The organism is Streptomyces sp. NPDC004051 (assembly GCF_053604275.1).
In genome coordinates this window covers 91,450-116,596 of record NZ_JBSGHG010000018.1, presented here as the reverse complement: position 1 = coordinate 116,596, position 25,147 = coordinate 91,450, and the positions used below count along the sequence as shown (strand labels likewise).

General features: G+C 72.5%; 27 protein-coding genes. 6 read left to right on the top strand and 21 right to left on the bottom strand.

Going from position 1 to position 25,147, the window contains the following annotated elements; all coding sequences use genetic code 11:
* Position 1: 1 nt before the first annotated feature.
* From ACWEQO_RS20160 to ACWEQO_RS20140, 5 genes are all read right to left on the bottom strand, one after another.
* Positions 2 to 724, bottom strand: a complete 723-nt coding sequence (locus ACWEQO_RS20160) for a CBS domain-containing protein (protein ID WP_361461344.1) — start codon at positions 722 to 724, stop codon at positions 2 to 4.
* A 13-nt stretch (positions 725 to 737) separates the two neighbouring features.
* Entirely contained in the window at positions 738 to 3,431 is a 2,694-nt protein-coding gene (locus ACWEQO_RS20155) for a bifunctional acetate--CoA ligase family protein/GNAT family N-acetyltransferase (RefSeq protein WP_452984683.1), read from the bottom strand.
* Positions 3,432 to 3,634: 203 nt separating this feature from the next.
* Positions 3,635 to 4,084, bottom strand: coding sequence for a universal stress protein (locus ACWEQO_RS20150; RefSeq protein ID WP_452984682.1), 450 nt, complete (start codon positions 4,082 to 4,084; stop codon positions 3,635 to 3,637).
* A 468-nt stretch (positions 4,085 to 4,552) separates the two neighbouring features.
* A complete protein-coding gene (locus tag ACWEQO_RS20145) occupies positions 4,553 to 5,581 on the bottom strand; it encodes a TerC family protein (protein WP_361461351.1) in 1,029 nt (342 codons plus the stop codon).
* A gap of 69 nt (positions 5,582 to 5,650) precedes the next feature.
* On the bottom strand, positions 5,651 to 6,142 hold the full coding sequence (locus ACWEQO_RS20140; protein ID WP_452984681.1) for a hypothetical protein: 492 nt from the start codon (positions 6,140 to 6,142) through the stop codon (positions 5,651 to 5,653).
* 286 nt (positions 6,143 to 6,428) lie between these two features.
* Here ACWEQO_RS20140 and ACWEQO_RS20135 point away from each other — a divergent pair, with 286 nt between their 5' ends.
* Positions 6,429 to 6,767 (top strand): helix-turn-helix transcriptional regulator, encoded by a 339-nt coding sequence (locus tag ACWEQO_RS20135; protein WP_361461356.1) that lies wholly within the window; start codon positions 6,429 to 6,431, stop codon positions 6,765 to 6,767.
* A 128-nt stretch (positions 6,768 to 6,895) separates the two neighbouring features.
* On the opposite strand, the gene ACWEQO_RS20130 is transcribed toward ACWEQO_RS20135, so the two are convergent.
* Positions 6,896 to 7,414: a universal stress protein gene (locus ACWEQO_RS20130; RefSeq protein WP_452984680.1), complete on the bottom strand. Its 519-nt coding sequence runs from the start codon at positions 7,412 to 7,414 to the stop codon at positions 6,896 to 6,898.
* A gap of 245 nt (positions 7,415 to 7,659) precedes the next feature.
* On the opposite strand from ACWEQO_RS20130, the gene ACWEQO_RS20125 reads away from it, so the two are divergent.
* Together ACWEQO_RS20125 and ACWEQO_RS20120 are read left to right on the top strand one after the other, a co-directional pair.
* Positions 7,660 to 7,890: a hypothetical protein gene (locus ACWEQO_RS20125; RefSeq protein WP_452984679.1), complete on the top strand. Its 231-nt coding sequence runs from the start codon at positions 7,660 to 7,662 to the stop codon at positions 7,888 to 7,890.
* A gap of 15 nt (positions 7,891 to 7,905) precedes the next feature.
* On the top strand, positions 7,906 to 8,361 hold the full coding sequence (locus ACWEQO_RS20120) for a hypothetical protein (protein ID WP_452984678.1): 456 nt from the start codon (positions 7,906 to 7,908) through the stop codon (positions 8,359 to 8,361).
* A gap of 70 nt (positions 8,362 to 8,431) precedes the next feature.
* Here the strand turns inward: ACWEQO_RS20120 and ACWEQO_RS20115 are convergent, their stop codons facing one another.
* The 10 genes from ACWEQO_RS20115 to ACWEQO_RS20070 all read right to left on the bottom strand — a co-directional run bounded on the left by ACWEQO_RS20115 (position 8,432) and on the right by ACWEQO_RS20070 (position 16,968).
* The gene (locus tag ACWEQO_RS20115; RefSeq protein ID WP_452984677.1) at positions 8,432 to 9,106 is read right to left on the bottom strand and encodes a CBS domain-containing protein; all 675 of its coding nucleotides are present in this window, start codon (positions 9,104 to 9,106) and stop codon (positions 8,432 to 8,434) included.
* A gap of 131 nt (positions 9,107 to 9,237) precedes the next feature.
* Complete coding sequence (locus ACWEQO_RS20110) at positions 9,238 to 9,876, bottom strand: V-type ATP synthase subunit D (RefSeq protein ID WP_452984676.1); 639 nt, start codon at positions 9,874 to 9,876, stop codon at positions 9,238 to 9,240.
* Positions 9,873 to 11,309 (bottom strand): V-type ATP synthase subunit B, encoded by a 1,437-nt coding sequence (locus ACWEQO_RS20105; RefSeq protein WP_452984675.1) that lies wholly within the window; start codon positions 11,307 to 11,309, stop codon positions 9,873 to 9,875. The genes ACWEQO_RS20110 and ACWEQO_RS20105 overlap by 4 nt, the downstream gene beginning before the upstream one ends.
* 30 nt (positions 11,310 to 11,339) lie before the next feature.
* Positions 11,340 to 13,073 (bottom strand): V-type ATP synthase subunit A, encoded by a 1,734-nt coding sequence (locus ACWEQO_RS20100; RefSeq protein ID WP_452984674.1) that lies wholly within the window; start codon positions 13,071 to 13,073, stop codon positions 11,340 to 11,342.
* The gene (locus ACWEQO_RS20095; protein WP_452984673.1) at positions 13,061 to 13,588 is read right to left on the bottom strand and encodes a hypothetical protein; all 528 of its coding nucleotides are present in this window, start codon (positions 13,586 to 13,588) and stop codon (positions 13,061 to 13,063) included. Before ACWEQO_RS20095 ends, ACWEQO_RS20100 begins: the two co-directional genes overlap by 13 nt.
* Positions 13,585 to 13,806, bottom strand: a complete 222-nt coding sequence (locus ACWEQO_RS20090) for a V-type ATP synthase subunit F (protein ID WP_452984672.1) — start codon at positions 13,804 to 13,806, stop codon at positions 13,585 to 13,587. The genes ACWEQO_RS20095 and ACWEQO_RS20090 overlap by 4 nt, the downstream gene beginning before the upstream one ends.
* 1 nt (position 13,807) lies before the next feature.
* The gene (locus tag ACWEQO_RS20085; RefSeq protein ID WP_361461381.1) at positions 13,808 to 14,230 is read right to left on the bottom strand and encodes an ATP synthase subunit C; all 423 of its coding nucleotides are present in this window, start codon (positions 14,228 to 14,230) and stop codon (positions 13,808 to 13,810) included.
* Positions 14,227 to 15,516 carry a V-type ATPase 116kDa subunit family protein gene (locus ACWEQO_RS20080; protein WP_361461384.1) on the bottom strand — a complete coding sequence of 430 codons (1,290 nt, stop codon included), beginning with the start codon at positions 15,514 to 15,516 and terminating at the stop codon, positions 14,227 to 14,229. Before ACWEQO_RS20080 ends, ACWEQO_RS20085 begins: the two co-directional genes overlap by 4 nt.
* A 94-nt stretch (positions 15,517 to 15,610) precedes the next feature.
* Positions 15,611 to 16,543, bottom strand: a complete 933-nt coding sequence (locus tag ACWEQO_RS20075) for a hypothetical protein (RefSeq protein ID WP_452984671.1) — start codon at positions 16,541 to 16,543, stop codon at positions 15,611 to 15,613.
* Positions 16,540 to 16,968, bottom strand: coding sequence for a hypothetical protein (locus ACWEQO_RS20070; RefSeq protein ID WP_452984670.1), 429 nt, complete (start codon positions 16,966 to 16,968; stop codon positions 16,540 to 16,542). The genes ACWEQO_RS20075 and ACWEQO_RS20070 overlap by 4 nt, the downstream gene beginning before the upstream one ends.
* 463 nt (positions 16,969 to 17,431) lie before the next feature.
* On the opposite strand from ACWEQO_RS20070, the gene ACWEQO_RS20065 reads away from it, so the two are divergent.
* Entirely contained in the window at positions 17,432 to 18,046 is a 615-nt protein-coding gene (locus tag ACWEQO_RS20065) for a CBS domain-containing protein (RefSeq protein WP_452984669.1), read from the top strand.
* Positions 18,047 to 18,127: 81 nt separating this feature from the next.
* Positions 18,128 to 18,805: a CBS domain-containing protein gene (locus ACWEQO_RS20060; protein WP_361461395.1), complete on the top strand. Its 678-nt coding sequence runs from the start codon at positions 18,128 to 18,130 to the stop codon at positions 18,803 to 18,805.
* Between the two features lie 124 nt (positions 18,806 to 18,929).
* Here ACWEQO_RS20060 and ACWEQO_RS20055 read toward each other — a convergent pair whose 3' ends face one another.
* A complete protein-coding gene (locus ACWEQO_RS20055; protein WP_452984668.1) occupies positions 18,930 to 19,967 on the bottom strand; it encodes an LLM class flavin-dependent oxidoreductase in 1,038 nt (345 codons plus the stop codon).
* The gene (locus ACWEQO_RS20050; RefSeq protein ID WP_452984667.1) at positions 19,964 to 21,319 is read right to left on the bottom strand and encodes an NtaA/DmoA family FMN-dependent monooxygenase; all 1,356 of its coding nucleotides are present in this window, start codon (positions 21,317 to 21,319) and stop codon (positions 19,964 to 19,966) included. The genes ACWEQO_RS20055 and ACWEQO_RS20050 overlap by 4 nt, the downstream gene beginning before the upstream one ends.
* Before the next feature lie 136 nt (positions 21,320 to 21,455).
* Here ACWEQO_RS20050 and ACWEQO_RS20045 point away from each other — a divergent pair, with 136 nt between their 5' ends.
* Complete coding sequence (locus ACWEQO_RS20045) at positions 21,456 to 22,049, top strand: TetR/AcrR family transcriptional regulator (RefSeq protein WP_361461402.1); 594 nt, start codon at positions 21,456 to 21,458, stop codon at positions 22,047 to 22,049.
* 140 nt (positions 22,050 to 22,189) lie between these two features.
* On the opposite strand, the gene ACWEQO_RS20040 is transcribed toward ACWEQO_RS20045, so the two are convergent.
* The 3 genes from ACWEQO_RS20040 to ACWEQO_RS20030 form a co-directional block, all read right to left on the bottom strand.
* Positions 22,190 to 22,342, bottom strand: a complete 153-nt coding sequence (locus ACWEQO_RS20040) for a hypothetical protein (protein ID WP_452984666.1) — start codon at positions 22,340 to 22,342, stop codon at positions 22,190 to 22,192.
* A 418-nt stretch (positions 22,343 to 22,760) separates the two neighbouring features.
* Positions 22,761 to 23,165 (bottom strand): (2Fe-2S) ferredoxin domain-containing protein, encoded by a 405-nt coding sequence (locus ACWEQO_RS20035; RefSeq protein ID WP_452984665.1) that lies wholly within the window; start codon positions 23,163 to 23,165, stop codon positions 22,761 to 22,763.
* On the bottom strand, positions 23,162 to 25,138 hold the full coding sequence (locus ACWEQO_RS20030; protein WP_452984664.1) for a heavy metal translocating P-type ATPase: 1,977 nt from the start codon (positions 25,136 to 25,138) through the stop codon (positions 23,162 to 23,164). The genes ACWEQO_RS20035 and ACWEQO_RS20030 overlap by 4 nt, the downstream gene beginning before the upstream one ends.
* Positions 25,139 to 25,147: the final 9 nt, after the last annotated feature.

Below are 25,147 nucleotides of genomic sequence, written 5' to 3'. Positions count from 1 at the left end.
CTCACGGCCGGCGCGGCCGGTCGCCGGCCGTGCCGCGCCGCGCCTGCGGCTCTCCGGTGCGCAGACGCGCGTCGTCCAGTCGGTACGTGAGCTCGTCGACGACCCCGACCACACCGTCGATCCGCGCGGTCATCAACAGGGCCATGGCCTTCTCGCTCTTGCGTTCCACGTGACCGGTGAGCGTCACGACGCCCTCGACCACGAACACGTCGACGGCGCGGGGCGGCAGCCCCAGGGTGTCCACCAGTACGTCCTCGATCACCTCGGTGCGGATCTCCGCGTCCGGGCGCAGAAAGACCTGGAGCAGATCGCGGCGGGTGACGATGCCCACCAGCCGGTCCGCCTCGTCGAGCACCGGCAACCGTTCCACCTGGCGCTGGGTCATGGTGCGGGCGGCCTCGGCGATGGTGTCGTCGGCGTGCGAGGTGACCGGCGGCCGCGTCATCAGCTGGCCGGCGGTGCGGGCGTGCGCTTTCGCGGCCTGACGCCGGACACCGCGCGTCAGCCTGGCGAGGCGCCGTTCGTAACGGCCGGGCGTGGCCGCCTGGCGCGCCACCAGGTCGGTTTCGGAGATGACGCCGATGACCTTGTCGTCCTCGTCGATCACCGGCAGTCCGCTGATCCGGTGGTCCGCGAGCAACCTCGCGACCTCCTTGAACGGGGTGCCGTAATCGGCATGGACGACATCCGTGGTCATGACGGAGCCGACCTTGTTGTGCATCATGTCTGTTCCCTCCTCACCGGAGTCGGCGCAGATAGGGGTCCTGTGGCCTGCACGGCACCAGCCGGATCCGCGCGTCCAGCACGGTGACACCGTCCGGTGTCGCCAGAACCGGGTTGAAGTCGGCCTCGGCGAGCTGCGGCAGGTCCGCTGCCATGCGGGACAGCCGCAGCAGCAGCTGCTCCAGCCGGCCGAGGTCGACGGGTCCGTCGCCGCGCGCGCCGAACAGGAGCGGGGCGCAGCGCGGGGAGGTCATCAAGTCGTGTACGTCGTGGTCCGTGAGCGGAGCGAGGCGGGCGGCGTGGTCGGCGAGCACCTCGGTTGCCGTGCCGCCGAGCCCGAACAGGACGAGGGGACCGAAGACCTGGTCCTGGACGACGCCGGCGAACAGCTCGGTGCCGCGAGCGGCGAGCGGCTGCAGCACGACACCGGTCATCAGCCCGGCGAAGCGGGTCTTGAGGTCCCGGAAGGCGGACCGGATCTGCGAATCGCCTCGCAGGTCGAGGTGGACGGCGTGCTGCTCGCTCTTGTGCACCAGCCCGGGCCAGTGGGCCTTCATGACCACCCGGCCGTCGGCACCGCGCAGCCGGTCGGCGGCCAGGACGGCGTCGTCCTCGGTTGCGGCCCAGGCCCACGGGATCTGGGGGATGCCGTAGCAGCCCAGCAGGTCGGCGCAGGTGCGCGGGTCCAGCCAGCCGCCGTCGGGGTGGGCGGCGAGGTGGTCCGCTACGACCGTACGGGCCCGCTCCGTTTCCAGGCCGTCCAGGTCCGGGAATGTCCCGGCGGGCCTCGCCAGCCAGGCCGCGCGGTGCACGGCGTGGGCCAGCGCCCGTGCGGCGGCCTGCGGTTCGGCGTATGACGGGATGGCGCCGTCAGCGGCGGACAGCAGTTCGACGGGCAGGGGTTGTTCGAGCCGTACCACGACCATCGGCTTGGCCCTCCGGCCCGGGGCGTTCGTGAGGGCCCGGACCAGGTCGTCGCCGGTCGCCGCCGCGATTGCCGTGGGGACCAGTGCGACGAAGACGGCGTCGATGCCGCCGTACCGCATGATCCGGTCCACACAGTCGGCGAGTTGCTCCTCCCTGACGGCGGCCGTGGCGTCGATCGGGTTGTTCACCGCCGCCCCGTCCGGCAGTACGGCCAGCAGGTCGGCGATCAGCTCCGGAGTCGGCGCCGGCAGGGCGAGCCCGGCCTCGGCGCACGCGTCGGCCGCGAGGACTCCGGCCCCGCCCGCGTTGGTGACGATCGCCACCCGGCTGCCCGCGGGCAGCGGCTGCGCGTGCAGCAGCGCAGCGGTCTCGAGGAGTTCGCCGACCGAGCGGGTGGCGGTGACGCCGGCCTGCGTGAACAGCGCACCGCGCGTCATGGTGCGGGTGGCGGCGGCCGCGGTGTGCGAGGCCGCCGCCCTGCGGCCCGCCACGGTGCGGCCGGCGTCCACGGTCAGCACCGGCATACGGCGGGTCACGCGCCGGGCGGTGCGGGAGAACGCCCGCGGGTTGCCGAAGGACTCGAGGTGCAGCAGGGCGAGGTCGGTGCGGCCGTCGCTCTCCCACCACTGGAGCATGTCGTTGCCGCTGACGTCGTACTTGTCGCCGAGGGACACGAAGGTCGACACGCCGATGCCGAGCCGGGACAGGCCGTCGAGCAGAGCGATGCCGACACCGCCGGACTGCACGGCGACACCCGCGCTACCGGGCTCGGGATGGCAGGCGGCGAAGGTGGCGTCGAGACGGAAGTCCGGGTCGGTGTTGGCGATGCCGAGGCAGTTGGGGCCGACGAGTCGCATGCCGTGCGAGCGGCAGGCGGCCAGCAGAGCGTGTGCCTGGTCGGCGTGGAGGCCGGAGGTGACGACGAGGAGAGCCCGTACGCCCGCCCTGCCGCACTCCTCGGCAGTCTCGGGGACCATGGCGGCGGGCACGGCGAGCACCGCCAGATCGGGAGTTCCGGGCAGGGCGCCGACCGAGGGGTGGGACGGCACGCCGAGGACGGAGTGCGCGGCGGGATTCACCGCGAACAGCCGCCCGGTGTATTCACCGGCGTGCAGCTGGTGCAGGATCGCCCGGCCCACCGAGCCAGCCCTGCGCCCGGCTCCGACCACGGCGACCGTCTTCGGCCGCAGCAACGGCTTCAGACTGGCGATGTCGGCGGTGCGGCCGCGTTCCTCGACGGCCGTCAGGTAGGTGTCGCTCGCGTCGAGGGCGATGGTGCAGCGCACCTCCGGCCCCTCGAAGTGGCGGTCCGTGCGCAGCCCGAGGTCGGCGAACAGCTTCAGCACCTCGCGGTTCTCGCTGAGCGCGTCGGCCGTGAAGGCCGTGATGCCGTCCGCGCGGGCCTCGGAGACAAGGTGCTCGACGAGCAGGGTGCCCACTCCGCGCTGGTGCAGTCCGTCGGCGACGGCGATGGACACCTCGGCGGTGTCCTTCTCGTCCCCGGCGTCGTACTCGGCGAGACCGATCACCCGGCCCTGCGTCTCGGCGAGCAGCGCACGGTAGCCCGGGCGGGCCGGGGCGCAGGCCCGATCGGCGGCCGGACGGGCCGCTCGGCGGCTCGGGGCGAAGAACCTCCGGCGCAGGTTCTCCGGGGACATCTCCTCGTACAACCCCTCGATCCGATCGTGGTCACCGGGCCTCAGGGGACGGATGCACACGGTGGTGCCGTCCGCGAGCAGGGCGTGGACGGGGGGTTGGTCGGTCACGTCGTGCTGTGTCATCGCGGGACTCCTCCGAACCTCATGTCACCTCGAGCATCCGACGGATCGGGTCGAGGTCCCATGGGCTGTCCGGGGGCTGTACAAGGGCCGGTCGGCCCAAGGCTGCGCCGGAGATCCCCGGCGCGCTGTGTACGTGCTGCAACACGACCGAATGCCGCACGAAGACGGCAGACGGGCGGCCCGCTCCGGGGCGGCCTGCCGCCTCAGGCGTCGCCCTCCCGGTGCGGCACCACAGCGACCGGGCAGGCGGAGTGGTGCAGAAGGCCGTGGGCGACCCGCCCGAGCTGGAGCCCGCCGTGCCCGTCCCGGCGTCGGGCGCCGACGACCAGCAGGTCGGCCTGGTGCGAAGCGTTCAGGAGGGCTCGGCGGGGTGCCCTTCGACGGTGCGCCGCCGCACCTCGACGTCCGCCGGGAACGTCGTCCCGTGCTGTCCGAAGCTCCTCGGCCGCCCGCTCCTCGTGTGTGCGGGTGGACTCAACGGCCGACAGGGGGTGCCCCCGGACGAAATCTGCGGGAGGAGGGGCGGTGGTCTCGTGCGCCGGGCACCGCCGGGCCCGTAGGGCCTCCAGGGGCACCCCGCGACGGCAGGCCTCCTCGACGGCGGCACGGCTCTCGAGCGAGCCGTCGAGACCCACGGTGACGGTGCGGGACATGGCCTTCACCTCCTGAGTCGGATTTTCCCGATTCCGGAGTTATGGCGGGGCACGTCACGGTGCAGTGATCGCAGGTCCCGGTCTCGGGCCGATGGGCCCCAGGGGCCGAGCGGTGCCGCTCCACCCGAGTGACCGCGGCACCGGCCCGTGACAGAACTGCCCACCCTTCGGTGGAGAGGCGGGCCTCGTGGAATGGGCGCAGGCCGATCAGCGCCGCCTACGTGCTCACCGGGCGCTGCCGGCGCTGCCCGCTCGTGGCCGAAACGCACGGTCCGGATGCGGTGCGGGCCAGTCGCTCGACGACGGCGGCTGCCTCGGTGTCCCCGGACCGGACCGCGCCCCGCTGCACGAGCCGTGCCGTGCTGAGCGCTCCGATGCCTGCTCCGTCACCACGGAGGGGAACGGTGGACCAGGCGGGCACCCGCCGTGTCACACCCGAGCCGATGCACTCGCCCTGAGGTGGTCGGCTCAGGCGGTGCCCGGGGGCCGGCGCGCGGCTGCGTCGGCCGGGGTGCGGTCGGCGTCGTCCGGGGCCGGGCTGCCGGCGTCGGTCGTGGTGTCGCCGTTCTGGCCGCGGGTGGCAATCAGCGACCAGCCGATGGAGACGGTGATGGTGACGACGATGACGCCCAAGGTGAGCGGGAGGGGCAGCTTGCCGACGGGGGTCTCGGAGAGGATGAGCTTGACGCCGGCGAAGACCAGCAGCACGGCGAGGCCGTAGTGCAGGTAGGTGAAGCGGCGCAGCAGTCCGGCGAGGCAGAAGTACAGGCTGCGCAGGCCGAGGACGGCGAAGGCGTTGGCGGTCCACACCAGGAAGGTGTTGGTGGTGATCGCCAGGATCGCGGCGACGGAGTCGACGGCGAAGATCAGGTCGGTGGCCTCGATCGCGACCAGCGCCACGAACAGCAGCGTGGCCACCCGGCGTCCGTTGATCTTCGTGAAGAAGCGTCCGTCGTGGTACGTCGGGTCGGTGGGGATGATCTTCTTGACCAAGCGGACCACGGGGTTGCGGTCGGGGTGGACTTCCTCGTCCTTGGAGACGGCCATCTTGTAGCCGGTCCAGATCAGGAACGCGCCGAACAGGTAGGCGGTCCAGAAGAACAACTGGAGCAGTTCCGCGCCGACGAAGATGAACACCAGCCGGAAGACCAAGGCGCCGATGACGCCCCAGAACAGGACCTTGTGCTGGTAGGTGTCGGGCACGGCGAAGAACGAGAAGACCAGCGCGAAGACGAAGACGTTGTCGATGGACAGCGCCTTTTCGATCAGGTAGCCGGCGTAGTAGGTGGAGGACACCTCCCCGCCCTGCCAGGCCAGGAGGACCAGGCCGAAGGCGAGGCCGAAGGCGATCCACACCGCGGACCAGATGGCCGCTTCCTTGAAGCCGATCACGTGGTTGTCGCGGTGGGCGATGAGGTCGACGGCGAGCATGACGGCGATCACGAGGGTGACCGCGGCCCACACCCACAGCGGGACGGTGAGCGACAGCTCATTCATGATGGCTCGGCTTCCTCGGAGGGGTTCGAAAGGACAGGAGAAGGGGGGCGGGTGCCGGGCCCTGGCGGGTTACGGAGGGGAGCCGGGCCCGGGCCACCGGTTCACATAGGCGCTCACCTCCCCGGTCATGCGGGTCGCCCGGCTGCGGTGGTACGGCGGCGCGGACGCATCGTGAGGGCGACACACTCCGCTGACGACCAGGTCCACCAGCGTCGGCAGCCACCACGGCGCCCACGCGGTCGGGCCGTCCGTCACGCCTCCCGCACCGGCCGGGCGGTGCGGGAGGCGCCGCTGGGCCGGCGCCCACACGTTGCGCACCCCGGTGGGCGACAGCTCGGCCGACCCCGGGCCGGATCCGGCGACGGGCACCGTCCAGTGGGCAGGGGCGACCGCGTACACGAACGGCCCGCCGTGCAGGCTTGAGGCTTCGATCAGGCTGTGCGCGTCCGCACCGGCCCGGGCCGGGCCCTGCCGCTGAGCAGGCAGGACGGCGACCAGCAGCACCGGAGCCTTGCGGAGGGGCGGCCAGACGGACGGCTGCGTCCACCACGGCGAGGTCATCGGGACGGTCGGTCGGCGACACGGTCACCGGATGCGCCAGGGAGACCGGCGGCACGGGCGCGCCGGTGGCCGTGCGATGGCTCAGGATCGGGGTGGAGGTCATCGGGGTGGAGGTCTGGGGGGACATCGTGACCCCCTTCCGCGAAGTCGAAGGGAAAAGGTGGGTATGTGCCCAGCGTCACCCGGCACCTTGATACCCGTCAAGGATTACGCGAATATCTTTTCGTGAATCGTCTTTCACGAAAGAACCTTGGTTATGCGAAGCCGGGTTCGTATGATGAGGGTCATGAGTCAGCCCTCCTCCGCGCGCGGCGACCAGTGGACGTTCCTGACCAACCACGCCCGCGTCCTGATCGCCCTCGCCCGCGACCCCGAAACCCGGCTGCGGGACGTCGCCGACCTGATCGGCATCACCGAACGCGCCGTGCAGCTGATCGTCGCCGACCTCGAAGCCGCCGGATACCTCACCCGCACTCGCATCGGCCGCCGCAACCGCTACACCATCGACCCCACCGTCGCCCTGCGCCACCCCACCGAGGCCGACCACCCCGTCGGCGACCTCCTGGCCACCTTCCTGCACCGCGAGGAGACCCCCGCCACCGAACCCGAGCACGCCGCCCCGTAGCCGCCCGCAGGGCAGGCCGAAGCGGCGCCAGGGTGTGCGGCATCGATCCCGGCCGCCCTTCCCCGTGGTGCGCCGACCGGGGCCGACACCTTGGCCGGCGACGATCCTCCGGCGGCTCGGTGCGGCCGTCAGGCGGGAGAGCAGGGGGCGACCAGCGGCACCCAGGGCACCGGGGGAGCCGCATGGATGAACGGGCCACCGCGGATGACGGCCGCCTCCATCACCGTGCACGCGTCCAACCCCGCCGGCCCGCTGCGCGAGACGACCAGTTGCGAGCAGCCATGAGCGATGGCCACCTCCAGCAGGCCCTTCGCCGCGCACAGCCGCCCGCCCCGCCCGGCGGGAGGATGGAAGACGGCGGATCGGTGGGCGATCCCGGCCCGGGCCAGGCGCGGCAGGGCCCGCCCGAGCACCGCGCGGGCCGCCGCCCCGTCCGGGCGGAGCGCTTTGGCCCAGGGCGGCGGCGCAGGCAGTACCGCGATCAGCAGCAGCGGCGCACCCCGCCGGGCGGCAAGCCGAACGGCGGCCTCCACGACCGGGGCGTCATCGAGGCGATCGGCCAGCACCGCGGCCACCGGGAACCGACGGCGCGCGACTGCGGGAGCGACATCCGCGCTGTGCGAGGAGTTCAGGCGGAGGGAGTTCATGACCGTCGCGCCTTCCGGAAGAGGGAGGAGGGGCGCTTCCAGCATCTCCGCCGACCAGAAAGCACGTCAACATTTACGTGAAATTTTTTTCGCATATCTTGTATCGCGTGTTCCTTCGCCCTCACTGTCCCGCACCCCGGCGTCGTCTGAGTACGCTGCACTCCGGCCCTCTCGCCAAAGGCTGAACCCCGGCTGCCGCTTCTCCCCACGGCTCCGTGCACCCTTCGAGGACCGAGGAGGATTCGATGTCCGCGAAGCAGGCGTGCCGGCAGTGGTCGGCAACTCGGCTGCTTCCGCCGGTGGTGGTCTCCGCCGCGTCGACGCTGTACGCACTGTGGATCCGGCTGCGGCTGCTGACCTGGGGCGCGACCGAAGACGAGACCGGACGCGCCTGCCCCGGCGACGGGTTCTTCCCCGAAGCCGACGGTTCCTCGGTCATGGCGACGACGCTTCCCACGCCGCCCGAGAGGGTCTGACCGTGGCTGGTACAGATGGGCTACGACCGCGCGGGGTGGTACAGCTGGGATCGCCTGGACCGGTACGGGGCACCCAGCGCGGACCGCATCGTGCCCGAGTGGCAGAACCTGACGGAGGGACAGCGGCTGCTCACGACCCGGGACGGCCGGTCCTGGTTCACCGTGGCCCGTCCGGAGCCGAACCGGACGCTGGTGCTGCGTTCGGAGCTGAACCTGGCCTCCGGCCGCTCCTTCGCCCCGGGACCGGGCCCCCTGCCGTGGGCACGCATGACGGGACTCTGGGGCTTCCCCCTTAGGCGGTCTCCCGACGGCGGAACGCGTCTCGTGGTCCGTACCCGCGGACAGGGCCGCCCCCGGTGGCTCACCCGACCGTTCGACGTGCTGCTCGGGGAACCGGCGCACCTCATCATGCAGACCCGCCGGTTCCGCAACCTGCGCACCCGTGTCGGCGAGAAGAAAGCGTGCCGTTGAAGTGGCAACAGCGCACCATGCCCCTGGACCGGTCGGCACGCCGACACGTGATCCACGGACGGGTCGCAGGCTATGCGCCGGTGGGGAAGCGTCGGGGGTCGTCCGTGCGGGACGCGATGTGCTCGGAGACCGATACCACGCCGTCGACACTCCTGCACAACCGCTCGATGACGGGGATCATCATCTTGACCTCGATGGACCCGCCGAGGGTCACCTTCCCCTCGTGCACCTCGACCGTGACCTGATCGGCGGCAGGGCCCAGCGTCCGCCGCAGAACGTCCCCGGTGATCTCGTCGTGGATGGCGTCGTCGCGGCGCAGGAAGATCCGGAGCAGGTCGCTCCGGCTGACGATGCCCTGAAGCCGGTCGGTCTCGTCCACCACGGGCAGTCGCTTGACGTTCTGCACCGCCATGAGGCGGGCCGCCTCGACCACGGTCCACTCGGGACGCGCGCACACGGCAGGGGCCGACATGAGCTCCTCGGCACGGGTGCCCTCGGCCTTGGCCCGCTCCCACGCCTCGAGGTGCGGGATCGGCGTCCGCCCGGACGGGTCGGGCTGGGCGGAGGACTTGCGCAGCAGATCGGCCTCGGACACCACGCCCATGGGCCGGTCCAGTTCGTCCACCACCGGTACGGCGGTGATGTCGTTGTCCTCCAGCAGTCTGACGATTTCCTTGAACGGCATGTCACGCGGTGCCCGGACCACGTTCCGGGTCATGAGCTCTGCGACCGTGCGGTGGTGCATGTCGCCTCTCCGTTCCGGTGGGCGGTCCGGCTGCTCGGATATGACACCCCTGCCGGGTCGCATCGGTTACAGCACCATTGTGGGGAAGCGGGGACGACCGTGCGAGCCGGGCTCGGCCGTCGCGGCCCTTCTCACTCACCGTGCGCTCCGCCGCCCTCCCGGGTACGAGCCGCCCAGCGGCGCCTCACCGCGTCCTCGTGCTCGGCCTGCTCCAGGGCGAGTTCGACGCGGGCGAGCGCTGACTCGAGGCGGGGTGTCCAGTGTCGTCGCAGAGCTCGGGCACGTCGGCGGGTACGTGTCAGTTCGGCCTCGACGGTCCTCCTGGCCTCCCGGGCTACGGCGTACTCGGCTGCCGCTCGCAGTGCCTCACGGAAGGCGGTCTCCACATGGTTCAGGGCCGTGTTGGCGGGTGGGGCCGAGGTGGGCGTGCGGTCGGGCACGGAACAGGTGGCCTCGGACGGATGACGAACCCCCATGGTGACGGTTTCGACGATCGTGATGCTTGCCGGGCCGACTCCGGCGGCCGCGCCGTCGAGCGCGGGTTCGCCGCCGAGCAGGACCGCTCTCAGCAGCCACATGTCGGCTTCCTCCGCACTGTCGTGCCAGCGTCGGGCACCGCTCTCCTCGGCGCGGCGCAGGAGCTCGTGGCGGGAGCCCAGGATGCGCAGCTTCTGTTCGAGGAGGTCGGCGCCCCGGCGGGCGACCGTCAGACGGTGCCGCAGGTACAGACGCCCGGCGCGTGAGGGCGGGATCCGGGACGGAGCCGTCATGGGAGCGTCCCCTCCTCCCCGGGCGTATCGGCCCCTTCGTCCTGGTCTCCCGGCCCCTCCCGCGCGCCGTGCTCGTCGAGCAGGGCGGCGGGCAGCATGGAGAGCTGGCTGCGCGGCAGCGTCAACAGCACCTGCCAGGCGTCCTCCAGCGTCTGCTCCAGGGGACGCGACGCGTCGCTCGACTGGTTCACGAAACTGCGCAGGAATGCCCCCTCGAAGACCAGATGGCGGCGGTCGGCCGGGCTCAGCGCCGACCGGCCGACCAGGTCGGCGAGTTCACGGACCTGCCGGGCCCGGGCGAGGGCTGCCAGGAGTTGCGCGGCGACGTCGAGGTGGTCGGCGCGGGTACGGCCCGATCCAGCCCCCTTGCGCATCAGGCGGGACAGTGAGGAAAGGGCGTCCACGGGCGGGTACACGCCCAAGGCGTGCGTCTCGCGGGAGAGGACGATCTGGCCCTCGGTGATGTAGCCGGTCAGGTCCGGAACGGGGTGGGTGATGTCACCGGCGGGCATGGTCAGGACGGGCAGGACGGTCACCGAGCCGGGCCGTCCGCGGAGCCGGCCGCAGCGCTCGTAGAGAGAGGCGAGATCGCTGTAGAGGTAGCCGGGGTAGGCACGGCGGGCCGGGACCTCGCCGCGCGCCGCCGAGACCTCGCGCAGGGCCTCCGCGTAGCTGGTCATGTCGGTCATGACGACGAGGACGTGCCGCCCGCCGGTGAAGGCGAGGTCCTCGGCGACGGTCAGGGCGAGGCGCGGGGTGAGGATCCGTTCGATGACGGGGTCGTCGGCGGTGTTGAGCAACAGCACGAGGTCGCCGGTGGCGGAGCGCTCCTCCAGCGCGTCCCGGACGAAGGAGGCGTCCGGGTGGGTGAGTCCCATGCCGGCGAAGACCACGCTGAACGGCTCACCGCCGGCGGTGGCCTGGGCCGCGATCTGGGCCGCCAGTTCCAGATGGGGCAGTCCGGCGGCGGAGAACACCGGGAGCTTCTGCCCGCGCACCAGGGTGGTCAGCGCGTCGACCACGCCGACACCGGTGAGGACCGGCTCGGACGGCGGCTCACGCCGTACGGGATTGAGGGGGTCGCCGCCCACGGGGGCGCTGGTCCGTCCGAAGACCGGAGGCCCTCCGTCGACCGGCTCGCCGCGCCCGTTGCAGACCCGGCCCAGCCAGGCGGGACCGATCGGAATGCGCAGCGGCCCTCCGGTGAAAGCCACGCGGGTGCCTCGCGGGTCCATGCCGGTGGTGTCCTCCAGGACCTGCACCACGGCGAGGTCCCGGTCCACTTCCAGGACGAGTCCGTGCCGCTGTTCGCCGCTCTCCAGCGTGATCCGGGCGAACTCGTCGTAGCCGACGCCTTCGACTCCTTCGAGGACGGCGAGCGGACCGCGCAGTTCGCGGACGGCCGTGTACTCGACATCGCCCCACAGGGTCACGGCCGGTCGCCTCCGTCCCCGCGGCTCATGTCACCGCACCTCCCGCAGCCGGGTGAGCAGGGCGTCCCGTCGTGCCCGCACGCCCTCGGTGTCGTGCGGGCCGACCTCCTCGCGGGCCCGGAGCACCGGACCGAAGTCCACGTCCTCGAGGACGGCCGCGGGGGTGCCGGAGTCGACGAGTTCCCGGCACCGGTCGACCACCGCGAGCACCGCGTCGACCAGTGCGGCGGTCTTGTCGGCGCCGCAGTAGGCGTCCTCTGCCGACAGGGCGCTCTGCTGGAGGAGGCCCTCGCGGACGAGCCGTCCGGCGAGAACGCCGACACGTTCCCGGTCGGGCAGTGCGGTGATGCCGATCAGATCGACGAGAGCGGCCAGCCGGTCCGCCTCGGCGAGCAGGGCGGCCACGCGTGCGCGCCGCGCGGGCCGGGCCGGGTCGTCCGCCGCCTGCCGGGCGGTGAGGGCCGCCGCGTCACGGGAGAACGACCCCGACCAGGACAGGGCCGGGTAGTGCCGGGCGTAGGCGAGGTCGCGGTCCAGTGACCACAGGCAACGCACGAACCGTTCGGTGTGGGCGGTGACCGGTTCGGTCATGTCACCGCCCGGTGGGGAGACCGCGCCGATCACGGTGACCGAGCCGCGTTCGCCGCCGAGTGTGGTCACGGCTCCCGCACGCTCGTAGAACGCGGCGATCGCCGAGGCGAGCCCCGCCGGATACCCCTCCTCGGCGGGCAGTTCGCCGGTGCGGGAGGCGAACTCGCGCAGCGCCTCGGCCCACCGGGAGGTCGAGTCGGCGATGACCACGACGTCGAGCCCCATGTCCCGGAAGTACTCGGCGACCGTGGTCCCGGTGTGGATGCTCGCCTCACGGGCCATCATCGGCATGTTGGAGGTGTTGGCGATGGTCACGGTCCGGTCGGCGAGCCGTCCGCCGGTCCGGGGGTCCTCCAGTTCGGGGAGCTCGGCGATGACGTCCGCCATCTCGTTGCCGCGCTCACCGCAGCCCACGTAGACGATCACGTCGGCGTCGCACCACTTGGCGATCTGCTGCAGCAGCATGGTCTTCCCGGTGCCGAAGCCGCCGGGGACGGCGACCGTGCCGCCGCGGGCGACGGGAAAGAGCAGGTCGATCACGCGCTGCCCGGTGCTCAGGGCCTCCGGCTCTCCCCCGCGCTCACGCACGGGCCGCGGGCGGCGTACGGGCCAGGTGGTGCCGATGCGTACGTCGGTGCCGTCGACCCGGGCCACGACCGCGTCCTGCGGACGGGTTCCCTCCGGCGCGATCCGCTCCACCACGCCCGTGACGCCCGGCGGTACGAGCACCCGCACGCGGACCGGTCCCGCCCCTCGCACCTCCCCCAGCGCCTCGCCCTCCGCGACCCGTGCCCCCTCCTCCACGCCGGGGACGAACGGCCAGTCGCGCTCCTCACCGGCGGACCGGTTCGTGCCGGGAACCAGCCGGTCGCCCGCATCGGAGAGCGGCCGGAGCAGGCCGTCGAAGACGCCTCCGAGCAGCCCGGGGCCGAGCCGTGCGGAGAGCGGCCCCGCGCCCGGCCGTGCGGGGTCTCCGGGGGCGAGCCCGCCCGTGTACTCGTACACCTGGACGGTGACGGTGCCACCGCTGATCGCGACCACCTCGCCGGGCAGCCCCGCCTCGCCGAGGAAGACCAGGTCGTGCATCGCCGTGCCGCCGGTGTACTCCGCCTCGACCAGCGGTCCGGCGACCCGCAGAATCCGCACGGTGGGGTCGGTGTTCACGGCGCCCACAAACTCTCCACCTCCGCCCCGAGCCGGTCCAGCGCCCGCGCGGCCAGGGCATCGAGGGTGCAGTCGACCCGTCGGCCTGCGGCGTGGGCGACCAGGCCCCCGCCGGAGTGCACGGTCGTCTCGGCGTCCGGTCCCAGGAGTCGGCGCGCGTGCCGGGTCAGCCGTTCCAGCAGCAACGGGTAGTCGGCCGTGTGCCGCAGTTTCCGGACGTGGGCGGTGGCACGGCGGCCCAGTTCCTCGTACGCCTCCCTGCGGGCGGTCAGTTCACGCGTCCTCGCCGTTCGCCGGGCCCGCGCGCGTACGACCCGTCCGGCAGCGGCTCCTTGGGCCTCCCCCTCGCGGTGGGCGTCCTCCAGCAGGGCGCGGGCCTCGGCGCGGGCGCGTTCGAGGAGCGCCGTGGCGTCCCGGTCGGCTCGGGCCAGCAGGTCGGCGGCCTCTGCCCGGGCGGCCCGCAGCAGCTCGGCACGGACCGGGTCGAGTGCGCCCTCGACCCGGTCCGGGGCAGGCGTCCTCATGGTGGCATCACCGCAGACAGCGGCGCGGTGGCCTCCGACGGCTCCGGGCCGAGCGCGTCGGCCGCCGCCGGGGTGAGGATCACCAGTTCCACGTCCTCGGGAAGGGTCCGCCACGCCGCCCGCACGGCGTCCGGTTCCTCCGCGAGGAGCACGGCGACTCCGGCCAGCGCGAATCCGGCCACCCGTATCTGTTCGCCTATGGCGGCCACGCGTCCCATGTCAGGCCTTTCCGATCAGGATGATCGCGACGACCAGGCCGTAGATGGCGATGCCCTCGGCGAGGCCGACGATGACCATGGCCCGGCCGAAGAGCTCGGGCCGCTCGCTGAGCGCCGCCAGCGCCGCTGCGCCGGTGTAGGCCACGGCGATCGACGCCCCGATCGAAGCTCCGGCCACCGCGATCGCGGCGCCGATCAGTGCGGCGGCGCCGGATCCGGAACTCTGCGCCGTCTCGGCTGCGGCGGCGGCTCGTGCGTCCCCGCCGCCGAGGGCCACCACGAGCAGCGCGAGCGCCCCGGCGAACAGGAAGGCGTCGGCGGCCAGGACCAGCCGTAAGGCCGCGCGGGCGGACCGGCGCACCAGCAGCCGGGTGACGAGCCAGACCACCGTGATGACGGGAAGAGCGATGAGCCAGGCGATCACGACATCACCTCCGTGCGTTGAACGGGCACCTTCCAGGGCCGGAAGGGCCGGCCCTGTGTCTCGAAGACCCGGGAGAACAGCTCGTAGAACTCCAGCCGCAGCGCCTGCACCCCGGCGACCAGCGCCTCCAGCGCGAAGGCCAGGCCATTGCCGACGAGGAAGAGCGCCACGGCCCCCACGAGTGCGGCAGGCCCCCCGCCCGCCAGCGCCGTGGTGCCGCGCCACACGATGTCGCCGAGCGCGGCATGGGTGAGCCCGAAGGCGGCCAGCCGCGCGAAGGACAGAAGGTTCGAGCCGATCCGTACGACGGCGTCGAAGAGCTGGACACCGGTCTGGGCGACGCCGCCCGGACCGCCGACGGTGGCGGCGTACATTCCGGTTCCGGCCAGAACCAGCCCCGTGGCCGCGATGCCCGCCCCGGCGAGGGCGTACCCCGAGCGGCCGAGCCAGGTGGCTCCGGCAGTCACGACGAGCCCGAGATAGAGCACCCCTCCCGCGATGCCGGACACCGCGTGGAGGGCGCCGGACGGCCCGCTCTCCCTCCAGCGGTTCACTGCTCCGGCCCCGTACGCCAGCGTCAGGAGGGCCGCGCCGAGCGCGACGGCCGCGGCCAGCAGCCGTATCGGCTCGTCCAGCGGGTTCAGCCAGAGCACCGGCAGGACGCCGGTCGGGCCGAAGAACTCGCCGTAGGCCAACCCGGCCAGTGTGCTGGTCAGTCCCGCACCGGCCACCAGCGGCCACAGCGGACGCAGCGGCGCCGCCCGGCGCGGGCGGCCGGCGCGCAGCAGGAGCCCGGCCAGGAGCAGCAGCGCACCGTGTCCGGCGTCGCCGAACATGACGCCGAACATCACCGCGTACACGAGGCCCGCGGGCACCGTGGGATCGAGGTCGGAGTAGGGCACCGTCCCGTAGGTGCGCACCAGCGGCGTGAACGAGCGGCGTATCGTGCCGGTGTCGCGCAGCAGGGTCGGAGGGTCGGCCCCGCGTGGTGCCTTCAGCGGCACCAGCGCCGCCCCGGCACCGGCCAGGCGCTCGGCGGTCGCCGGCACGTCGGCGGCGGGGCACCAGCCGGCGAGCGCCCCGACCTCACCGTGCCGGACCACGCCGGAGAGCCGCTCCTCGAGCTGGGCCTCCCCCGCCAGCAGATCGGCCCGGCCCGCGCGCTCCAGGGCGTCGAGGTCGGGGGGACTGGCGCTGACGACGGCTTTCGCGGGCCCGGAGCGCAGGCGCCGCAGGCGGTCGGCCGCCTCACCCCTCGCTGCGCCGTCGGAACTGTCGAGCTCCACACAACCCGCCTCTGCGACGCGCACCAGGGCCCCCCGCACAGCGTGCAGGGGGGCGACTACCGCCACCCGCTGCATGCGAACGGGGCCCATGGCATCAGGACGGAGCATCGAGCGCCTCCGGCGATCCGCCGCCCCGCGCGGCCAGCTCCAATGCTCCGCGTGCCCTCCAGGCGTCCGTGGACAGCACCGTGACCGCACCCACCACCGGCCCGGAGCCGGGGCGGGATGCGCGCAGCAGCTCGGAGCCGTCCCGGGCGAGCCGTTCCCACCATCGGGCCTCCGCCCGCCACAGGTCCTCAGCGGCGTCGAGCCCGTCCAGTGCCCAGCGCGCGGGCTTCGGCAGCCGCCGCTGGAAGTCTGCGAACGAGGAGGCCGCGACCGCCGCCCGCCCGAGCAGCCGGGTGGCCGTCCGGGCAGAGGGTTCGGTCAGCGGGCGGCCGACGAGGAACACCTCGCGCGCGATCAGCAGAGCGAGCCGTCCCGCTGCCCAACGGGAGGCCTCGGGTACGGAGTCAGCGGTGCGCACCGCGGCGGAGACCCGCATCCCGGTGGCTACCGCGGCCGGCGTGTCGGCGCCGGGGTCGCCCCACACGGAGGCGGCCAGTTCGGCCCTGAGCCCAGCCGGCGTTCCGGTCCGGGACAGCCGGGGCCACGCCGTCGCCAGCGTGCCGAGGACGTAGGGCGGGTGGGACCGGGCGGGAGCCGCTCCGGACACGCTGCGGAGATGGTCCTCGGTGTTGGAGATCTCGAACCCTGCCGCCAGCATCCGGATCACCGCCGCGCCGCCGCGTGGCTGCCAGCCCGCGAGGACACGCAGGTGCCACAGCAGTGTCGCCGCGACTGCCCGCTGGGCCTCGGCGAGCGACATCCCGGGAGCGAGGTCGCGCCGGTAGGCCGTGCCTCCCAGGTAGCGCAGGGCGGCGTCGAGCGTCGGGGCGGAGGCCACCTCCCGGAGGCCGGTCGCGCCGAGGCACCGCGACCGCATGGTCCGGGCCCGCGTGGCCCCGGCCACCCATCCGGCGCTCACGTCGGGCCCTCTTCCCTGGGCCGCCCGTCCCTGGTGAGTGCCTGAGAGGGGACGTCTTCCCCTGTGCCGAGTGTGCCGAGTTCCTCGATGACGAGTGCGGCCACACGGTCCACAAGAGCGGGTGTGCGTGCCGCAGCCTGTCGGCATACGCGTGCCGCCTCCCGCTCGGCGTCGCGGAGGAGCACGGCCGCCTCGGTCTCGGCGGAGCGGCGTGCCCGGACGGCGGCCTCCGCCCGCACCTCGGGGGCGCGGGCACGTGCCTGCTCCACAATCTCCTCGGCCTGCCGCGCGGCCTCGGCCCGCACGCTCGCAGCGTCCCGGGCAGCCCGCTCACGCACGGCCCGTGCCTCGGCCTCCGCCCGCTCCAGCAGCGCGAACGGCGGCTGCAGTTCGGCGGCGGCCTCTGCTGAACGATCCGCGGGCACACCCCCGGGGGCCGCACGGCCAGGCGGCATCCGGCGGCGAAAACGCGTCAGGAAATCCCGGAATCCCGCCATGGGCTCCCCTCACGTCTGCCCCTGTTCCAAGTTTCCGCTCTCATGTCGGCGCTGTCGCGCCGTGTGAGCCGCTACGGGGCACAGGGCATGAGCCCGGGATCAATGCGACACTGACCGCGTAGGAGACCGACCGCTCTGTCGGGAGGCTGCGGTGAGTGACTACGAACGTCGAGCCGCCGCGCGAGAAGCCCGTGGCGCCGTTCCGCGCCGCTCCTGGACACCGGAGGAAGAGGACCGCCAGGATCTGCTGCGACGCTATCTCGGTGCTCTCGCCTCCGTCTCGGCGGCGGAGGCGAGGACTAGCGAATCCCCGGCAGCACCGGCGGCCCCGGCCCCCGCCCAGCCGCAGGACCGCGACCGGGCACCGCAGGCACCACGTGTACGCGACGTCATGAACGTCCCGGCCGTCTCGGTCGCCGGCGACACACCGTTCCTGGACGTCGCCCGCACCCTCTCCAGCGAACACCTGAGTTCAGTACCCGTGGTGGACCGCGAGGACCACGTGATCGGTGTGGTCTCCGAATCCGACCTCCTCGCCAAGGCCGCCGTCATGGCTCTCCCGCACCGGTCGGGTCCCATCGGGAGGCTCCGCGAGCGCCACCTCTACGAGAAGAGCCGGGGCGAGACCGCGGCCACCCTCATGACGTACCCGGCGGTCACCGTCCATCCGGGCGACCTGGTGGCCGATGCCGCCTGGACCGCCGCTCGCGGACGCTTCAAGCGCTTGCCCGTCATGGACCACCTGGGCCGGCTCGTGGGTGCGGTCAGCCGCATCGACCTGCTCAGGGCCCTCATCCGCGACGACACCGAAATCCGTGAGGAGATCGAGTCCCGGATCCTGCGCCGCGAACTCCTCGTCAGCCCCGGCACCGTTGACGTGACGGTGGGGGACGGGGTCGTCACCGTGAGCGGGACGCTTGATCCGGCGCTCGTGCCCGGACTTCTGGACGCGATCCGGGAGATCGAGGACGTGGTCGACGTGGTCGACCGTCTGGGCCCCGGGTGAGCGTGGTTCGGTCAGCACCACGTGGGCGGGCCTCGAGGAAACCCGAGGCGCATCACCCTCCGCCTCTTCAGGAGGTCCGCAGTGTCCGAAACCCCGCACATCGTGAGCGATGTGATGACCCGAACGGTCGTGGCCGTCAGGCGCGACGCATCCTTCAAGGAGATCGTCCGGACCATGGAGCAGTGGCAGGTCAGTGCCCTGCCGGTGCTCGAGGGAGAGCGGCGCGTCATCGGTATTGTCTCCGAGGCCGACCTGCTGCCCAAGGAGGAGTTCCGCGACAGCGACCCGGTCCTCCTCGAGCAGCGCCGGCGCCTGTCCGTCATCGTCAAGGCCGGAGCGGTGACGGCCGGGGATCTCATGAGTACGCCCGCCCTCACGATCCACCCCGGCACCACCCTGGCCCAAGCGGCAAGGACCATGGCCGTCCAGCACGTCAAACGGCTGCCCGTGGTCGACGACCTGGACATGCTCCAGGGCATCGTCAGCCGCGCCGACCTGCTGAAAGTCTTTCTGCGGCCGGACGCGGACATCGAGGAGGAGGTGCGACGCACGGTGGTGTCCTACCTCTTCCCTGCCTTCAGCCACGCCGTTCACGTGAACGTGCACGAGGGAGTCGTCACGCTCCGCGGACACATCCACGACACCTCGCTGATCTCGGTGGCCGTCCGGCTCGTCCGCGCCGTGGAAGGTGTCGTGGACGTCGAGCCTCATCTCACCGGCGAGTCCCCCCGTACGGCCGGGCCCCGGGACGCAACGTAAGAATCGGCTGTCCGACACGAGCACGCTCCAGCCCGGCCTCATGGTCTGTCCAAACAATCGACCTCGCAGGCAAGATCTGTTCCCACGATCTCCACCGGAACCGAGCCGCAAGTGCCGGATGCGATCACGCCCGGTCCGAAGCAGCGGCCGGCGTGACACCGAGCGCGTCGGCGAGCAGGGCGCGGGACTTCGCACGGGCATCGGGGTCGGGGATGATGTCCTGAACCATGATCTCCTGGGCGCCCGTGGCGGCGGCCATCAGCTGGAGCTGCTCACGCACCATCTCGGGGCTGCCCGCCAGCTGGCGCGGCCAGTGGCCGCCGTGGATGACCGTCGGCGCGTCCTTCTCCGCCTTGCTCAGTTCCCGTTCGGCCTCGGCCACGGTCGGGACGGTTGCGGACGGCCCCATACGTCCGAGGCGGGCGTAGAGGGCACGTGTGGGCCAGACGAGGCGCTGGGCCTCGGCGTCGGTGTCCGCGACGACGACGTTGACGGCGAGCATCGCGCGGTGGTCGGTACTCCCGAACGCGGTGGGGGTGAAGGCGTGGCGATGCCCCAGCAGAGCCTGCTCGGCCCGCGCGGGATTGATGAACCCGGCGAACGCATAGCCCAGGCCGAGCCGTCCGGCCAGGTGCGCGCTGCTACCGGAGGAACCCAGGACCCACACGTCGGGCCGCGTGGCCACGCCCGCCGTGACGTCGATCTGCGCGAAGGGGTGCTCCTCCGGGAAGGCGCCGTGCAGGTAGGCCAGGATCTCCTGGACCTGCCCGTCGAAGTCGTCCACGGGCCGTGCGGCGCGGTCCCGGCGCAGCGCCAGGTCGATCACGGGTCCGGTGGTGGCGCGTCCGAGTCCGAGGTCGATCCTGCCGGGGGCGAGGGCTTCGAGTTGCAGGAAGGTCTCGGCGACCTTGAAGGGGCTGTAGTGGTTCAGCAGCACCGCGCCCGAGCCGACGCGTATCCGGTTCGTCTCGCGCGCCGCCAGGGCGATGAGCAACTCCGGGGCGTGGGAGGCGAATCCGGGGGTGCCGTGGTGTTCGGTGTACCAGATGCGGTGGTAGCCGAGCTCCTCGGCCTGGCGGGCTGCGTCGAGGGCCGACTGAAGAGCGGTGGTCTTGTCCGTGCCGGGGGTGACCGTGCCGAGTTCGACGAGGGAGAGCTTCATGCCTGGGGCTCCTTGGCGCTGCGCAGGGCCGGGTGGTTCGCGGCCAGTCCGTTCTGGTGAGGGATGCCCAGGTGGTCGCGCAGGGTGGTGCCTTCGTACTCGGTGCGGAACACGCCGCGCTTCTGCAGGATCGGCACCACGTGGTCGACGAAGTCCGCCACGCCGTCGGCGGCGTCGGGGGAGATGTTGAAGCCGTTGCCGATGCCGGCCTCGAACCAGTGCTGCAGCATGTCGGCGATCTGCTCGGGGGTGCCCAGGGCCACCGGGTGGTACTGGATGGGCCCGTGGGCGATGACGTCGCGCACCGTCCAGCCCTCCTTCGCCAGGCGCAGGGCCAGCGGCGCGCGCGGATCGCCGGGGTGGGCGTGGGCGTCGCGCAGCAGTTCCTCGTGGACCGGCTCGTCCAGGTCGTCCATGGTCAGCGGGACGCCGATCTGGGTGCCGAGGTAGGCCACCTTGGACGGCAGGTCGCCGAGTTCGTCCAGCTCCCGGCGCCGTTGGAGCGCCTCGCGTTCGGTGGAGGCGACCGAGGTGACGATGCCGTTGAAGACCGTCATGTGGTCCGGGTTCCGGCCGTACGCCTCGGCGGCCCGCCGGACCGCCTGCCAGTGGGCGGTGGCGGAGGAGAGATCGAAGGGGTTGTTGTAGACGGCGTTCGCGTAGGCACCGGCGAGGGCCAGGCCGTTGCCTCCGCCGCCGGCCTGGAAGACGACGGGCTGCCCCTGGGGGGACGGTGGCAGACCCAACGGGCCGCGCGAGAACATGCGCCGTCCGCGCGCCATCACCGGTCGGATCCGTTCGGTGTCGGCGAAGCGCCCGTTCTCGGTGTCCAGCAGCAGCGCGCCCTCGGGCCAGCTGCCCCACAGCGCCATCACCGAGGCGATGAACTCCTCGGCGTGCGCGTAGCGTTCGGCCCGGTCGGGGATCTCGGCGCCGAAGTTCAGTGCGGCGGCGGGGTGGGAGGTGGTGACGGCGTTCCAGCCGATCCGGCCGCTACTGACCAGGTCCAGGGCGCGGAACTGGCGGGCCACGGTGTAGGCGTGGTTGAACGTCGTGGACGCGGTGGCGACCAGCCCGATGCGCTCGGTCTCCCGGGCGAGGGCGGTCAGCACGACGACCGGGTCGAGGGCCGCCTGCGGTGAACTCGTCGCCAGGTCCACCGTGACGGCGGGGGTGTCGGCGAAGAAGATCGCGTCGAGCTTGCCCCGCTCGGCGGTCCGGGCCGCCCGGACGAGGGCGTCGACGTCGATGAAGGCGTTCGCTCGGTCCCCGGGCCAGCGCCAGGCGCCCTGTTCGATGCCCGTACCGCCGATGAGCTGGACGGTCAGGTGCATCTGTTGCGGTTTGTGCATGTCGAATCCCTAGCGATGTGGGACACCGTCACCCCGCGTCCATAAGCGGAGGCAGCATCCACTTTCGCTCGAGACGATACGGAGGTAGCCTCCGGTACGTCAAGGCTCAGAGTCACGGCCGTACAGGAGGGCCACCATGGCGAGCGGGCAGTCAGGGGAGCGCAGGCCGCGCAAGGACACACTCCTCAATCGCGCCAAGATCCTCGACGTGGCACTCCGCCACTTCTCCGAACACGGCATCGGCACCTCGCTGGAGGCGATCGCCAAGGACGCCGGCGTCGGCCCCGCCACGCTCTACCGCCACTTCCCCAACCGCGAGACCCTGCTCGCCGCCGCCCTGCACGTCCGCGGAGAGGAACTGCTCGCCCGCCGCGCCGAGATCGAACGGATCGCGGACCCGGACGAGGCACTGCGGCAGTGGATGCGGGTCCTCGAGGACTACCTGAGCCTCTTCAGCGGGCTGCCCAACCCGGTGATCAGCGCCCTCGAGGAGGGCGACTCCCCGCTCGCCGTGTCCTGCCAGAACCTGATCGCCATCACCGACGAGCTGCTCCAGTCCGCGCGACGCGACGGAACCGCACGGGCCTCGGTCCAGGCCGACACCCTGTTCCTCTCCGCACTGTCCCTGGCGTGGGTCAAAAGTGCGGGAACCGCGGACAGCGCCTCGCTGGAGGCCTTGCGGGCGATGACGGAGACCGGTTACGCGAGCGGAGCCGACCGTCGACCGTAGCCAGGCCACACCCGGTCAAGACCGTCGGCGAGCCACCGGTCCACCAAGCCGAACAACTCACCCGGATCGCCCCTCGGCCGGCCAGTGCTTGCGGCATCTCGGCTTCATGTCAGTGAACCGTTCCGGGTTCGGTAGAAATCTCAGGTGTTGGTTGTGACCTGGTCTTTCGTGGTGCTCATGTAGTGGCTTGTTTCGTATTCGGCGAGCGGAATGTGCCCTGTCTCACCGTGGAACCGGGTGTGGTTGCACCAGTCGGTCCATTCGGCGGTGGCCAGCTCGACCACCTCGGCCACGGCACGGAGCATCCTGGGTTCACCGCGGTGGCGGCGGCGACGCGGGCCGCCCGGTCGGCTTCGCCTGCGACCACCCCGCCCCGACCCCGTCGGCTGACCACCCGCCCCCACACCGCACCGGCCCTCGACCAGCATCGGACCCGCGGCCGGCAGGCTGTCAGGCCGTCTTCCCTCTGCGGGCAGGTGCGCGTCCCGATGCACCGCGCCTGGTAGGGAACCCGCCCACCAGGCCGTCAGCGTCTGCTGTCGCCCGAGGGCGAGCAGACTGGTGAGCTCGGCGATCGCCTCCGGACGGACACGTTCGCCGCGGCGAACGCCGCTCTGATCGAGGCCCGGGAACGTGTACCGATCGTGGCGCACCGGGGCGAGGGCCTGCTGGTGTGCAGCCGGATGCGACGGCGCCGGCCCGGGAGGTCGGTCAGTCGTGGAGTTCGGCGCGGACGCGGCGTGAGGGCTGGAAGGTGTAGAGGTCGAGGATGCCGGGCGGGTCGGCCAGGCCGGGGCCGCCCTCGGTGATCCAGGTGGTGATGTCGGTGGTGGCGTCAAGGTCGTTGACCAGGCCGAGCCAGACGGGCGCCCCGCCGTTCCTGCGGCCGTCGGCGGAGGGCTGGACGACGATGACGTTGGCGCGTTCGCAGGCGTCGAGGCAGTCGGTGACCCGTACGGTCGCGGCATCACCCACGGCCTGGCGCAGGTCGCGCAGTTGGGCTGCGTGGTCGAGGCCGGGGATCTTGGGGGTGCCGCAGCAGCAGCCGCGGCAGACGGTGATGGTGGGCCGTGCCGCCCCCGTCGCGGGGGCGGCACGGCGGGTGCGTTTACTCATGCGGTGTCCTTGGCAGGGCTGGTCCAGGCGGCCTCGCGCAGCAGGCGCAGGCCGTTGAGGCCGACGATGACGGTGGAGCCCTCGTGTCCGGCGACGCCGAGGGGCAGCGGGAGGGTGCCGATCAGGTCCCAGGCGACCAGGGCGGTGATGAACACCCCGGCGATGGCCAGGTTCTGGATGACCAGGCGGCGGGCGGTGCGGGAGAGCTGCACGATCGAGGGGATGGTGGCCAGCTCGTCGCGGACCACGACGGCGTCGGCGGTCTCCAGGGCGAGGTCGGAGCCGGCCTTGCCCATGGCGATACCGGAGTGGGCGGCGGCCAGCGCGGGTGCGTCGTTGACGCCGTCGCCGACGACGAGCACCCTGCGGCCCTGCTCCTGCCATTCCCGCACGGCGGCCACCTTGTCCTGGGGCAGCAGCCCGGCGCGGACGTCGGTGATGCCGACCTCGGCGGCCAGGCGCCGGGCGGCGCGCTCGTTGTCGCCGGTCAGCAGCACCGGGGCGCGGCCGGTCAAGCGGGTGAGGGCGGCGACGGCGGCGGCGGCGTCCGGCCGCAGCCGGTCGGCGATGCCCAGCACCCCTTCCGGTGTTCCGTCGCGCAGCACCACCACCGCGGTACGCCCGGCATCCTCCAGCTCCCGCACCGCCTTCTGGTGGGCCGGGGCGGAGGCACCGTCCAGCATCCGGGCGGGCACGCCGACCTGGACGGTGCGGCCGGCGACGGTGGCGGTGACGCCCTGCCCCGGGGTGGAGGTGAAGTCTTCCGCGTCGGCCAGGGGCAGGCCGCGTTCGCGGGCGGCGTCCACGACGGCGCGTGCCAAGGGATGTTCGCTGGGGTGCTCGGCCGAGGCGGCGAGGGCGAGCACCTCGTCCTCGGTCAGGGTGCTGCCGGACAGCGGGCGGATGTCGGTGACATAGGGGGTGCCCTCGGTCAGGGTGCCGGTCTTGTCGAGCGCGACGGCGTCGATCTGCCCGAGGCGTTCCATCACGACGGCGGACTTGACGAGCACACCGTGGCGTCCGGCGTTGGCGATCGCGGACAGCAGCGGCGGCATGGTGGAGAGCACCACCGCGCAGGGCGAGGCGACGATCATGAACGTCATCGCGCGCAGCAGGGCCGACTGCACCTCGTCGCCGAGGGCGAGCGGGACGGCGAAGACGGCCAGGGTCGCGATGACCATGCCGATCGAGTACCGCTGCTCGATCTTCTCGATGAACAGTTGGGTGGGGGCCTTGGTCTCGGAGGCCTCCTCGACCATCTTCACGATCCGGGCGATGACGGAGTCCGCCGGGTCGCGCTCGACGCGCACGCGCAGGGCGCCGGTGCCGTTGACGGTGCCGGCGAACACCTCGTCCCCGGCCTGCTTGGCCACCGGCAGCGGCTCGCCGGTGATGGTGGCCTGGTCGACGTCGCCGGCTCCGTCGAGGACCTGGCCGTCACCGCCGACCCGCTCGCCGGGTCGGACCAGGATCGTGTCCCCGACCTTCAGCTGTGCGGCGTCGACACTCTCCTCCGTGCCGTCGGGCAGGAGCCTCGTCGCGGTGGAGGGGGCGAGGTCGAGCAGGCCGCGCACGGAGTCCGCTGTGCGGGCGGTCGCGACCGCTTCCAGGGCGCCGGAGGTGGCGAAGATGACGATCAGCAGCGCACCGTCCAGGATCTGGCCGATGGAGGCGGCGCCGAGCGCCGCGACGACCATCAGCAGGTCCACGTCCAGCGTCTTGTCCTTGAGGGCCTTCAGTCCCTCCCAGCCCGGTTCCCATCCGCCGGTGACGTAGGTGGCGGCGAACAGCGTCCCCCACAGCCAGGCCGGGGCGCCCAGCAGGTACAGCGGGAGGGCGAGGAGGAACAGCACCAGCGCCGCGAGCGCCCACCGGGCCTCCGGCAGCGCCAGGACGCGCGTGCGGCGCCGCGGCAGGGCCGGACGCGGCCCGGCGGCGGCCGGCGCGGGCCGCCGGTCCAGGACAGAGGACATGACGAAGCA

Excerpts from the sequence above, each read along its gene's own strand:
- ACWEQO_RS20035 (WP_452984665.1), bottom strand. The coding sequence starts at position 23,165 with ATGAGTAAACGCACCCGCCGTGCCGCCCCCGCGACGGGGGCGGCACGG.
- ACWEQO_RS20115 (WP_452984677.1), bottom strand. The coding sequence starts at position 9,106 with ATGCACCACCGCACGGTCGCAGAGCTCATGACCCGGAACGTGGTCCGG.
- ACWEQO_RS20050 (WP_452984667.1), bottom strand. The coding sequence starts at position 21,319 with ATGCACAAACCGCAACAGATGCACCTGACCGTCCAGCTCATCGGCGGT.
- ACWEQO_RS20110 (WP_452984676.1), bottom strand. The coding sequence starts at position 9,876 with ATGACGGCTCCGTCCCGGATCCCGCCCTCACGCGCCGGGCGTCTGTAC.
- ACWEQO_RS20140 (WP_452984681.1), bottom strand. The coding sequence starts at position 6,142 with ATGACCTCGCCGTGGTGGACGCAGCCGTCCGTCTGGCCGCCCCTCCGC.
- ACWEQO_RS20090 (WP_452984672.1), bottom strand. The coding sequence starts at position 13,806 with ATGGGACGCGTGGCCGCCATAGGCGAACAGATACGGGTGGCCGGATTC.
- ACWEQO_RS20150 (WP_452984682.1), bottom strand. The coding sequence starts at position 4,084 with ATGTCCCGCACCGTCACCGTGGGTCTCGACGGCTCGCTCGAGAGCCGT.
- ACWEQO_RS20135 (WP_361461356.1), top strand. The coding sequence starts at position 6,429 with ATGAGTCAGCCCTCCTCCGCGCGCGGCGACCAGTGGACGTTCCTGACC.
- ACWEQO_RS20155 (WP_452984683.1), bottom strand. The coding sequence starts at position 3,431 with ATGACACAGCACGACGTGACCGACCAACCCCCCGTCCACGCCCTGCTC.
- ACWEQO_RS20125 (WP_452984679.1), top strand. The coding sequence starts at position 7,660 with ATGTCCGCGAAGCAGGCGTGCCGGCAGTGGTCGGCAACTCGGCTGCTT.
- ACWEQO_RS20095 (WP_452984673.1), bottom strand. The coding sequence starts at position 13,588 with ATGAGGACGCCTGCCCCGGACCGGGTCGAGGGCGCACTCGACCCGGTC.
- ACWEQO_RS20055 (WP_452984668.1), bottom strand. The coding sequence starts at position 19,967 with ATGAAGCTCTCCCTCGTCGAACTCGGCACGGTCACCCCCGGCACGGAC.
- ACWEQO_RS20045 (WP_361461402.1), top strand. The coding sequence starts at position 21,456 with ATGGCGAGCGGGCAGTCAGGGGAGCGCAGGCCGCGCAAGGACACACTC.
- ACWEQO_RS20130 (WP_452984680.1), bottom strand. The coding sequence starts at position 7,414 with ATGAACTCCCTCCGCCTGAACTCCTCGCACAGCGCGGATGTCGCTCCC.
- ACWEQO_RS20030 (WP_452984664.1), bottom strand. The coding sequence starts at position 25,138 with ATGTCCTCTGTCCTGGACCGGCGGCCCGCGCCGGCCGCCGCCGGGCCG.
- ACWEQO_RS20145 (WP_361461351.1), bottom strand. The coding sequence starts at position 5,581 with ATGAATGAGCTGTCGCTCACCGTCCCGCTGTGGGTGTGGGCCGCGGTC.
- ACWEQO_RS20065 (WP_452984669.1), top strand. The coding sequence starts at position 17,432 with ATGAACGTCCCGGCCGTCTCGGTCGCCGGCGACACACCGTTCCTGGAC.
- ACWEQO_RS20160 (WP_361461344.1), bottom strand. The coding sequence starts at position 724 with ATGATGCACAACAAGGTCGGCTCCGTCATGACCACGGATGTCGTCCAT.
- ACWEQO_RS20120 (WP_452984678.1), top strand. The coding sequence starts at position 7,906 with ATGGGCTACGACCGCGCGGGGTGGTACAGCTGGGATCGCCTGGACCGG.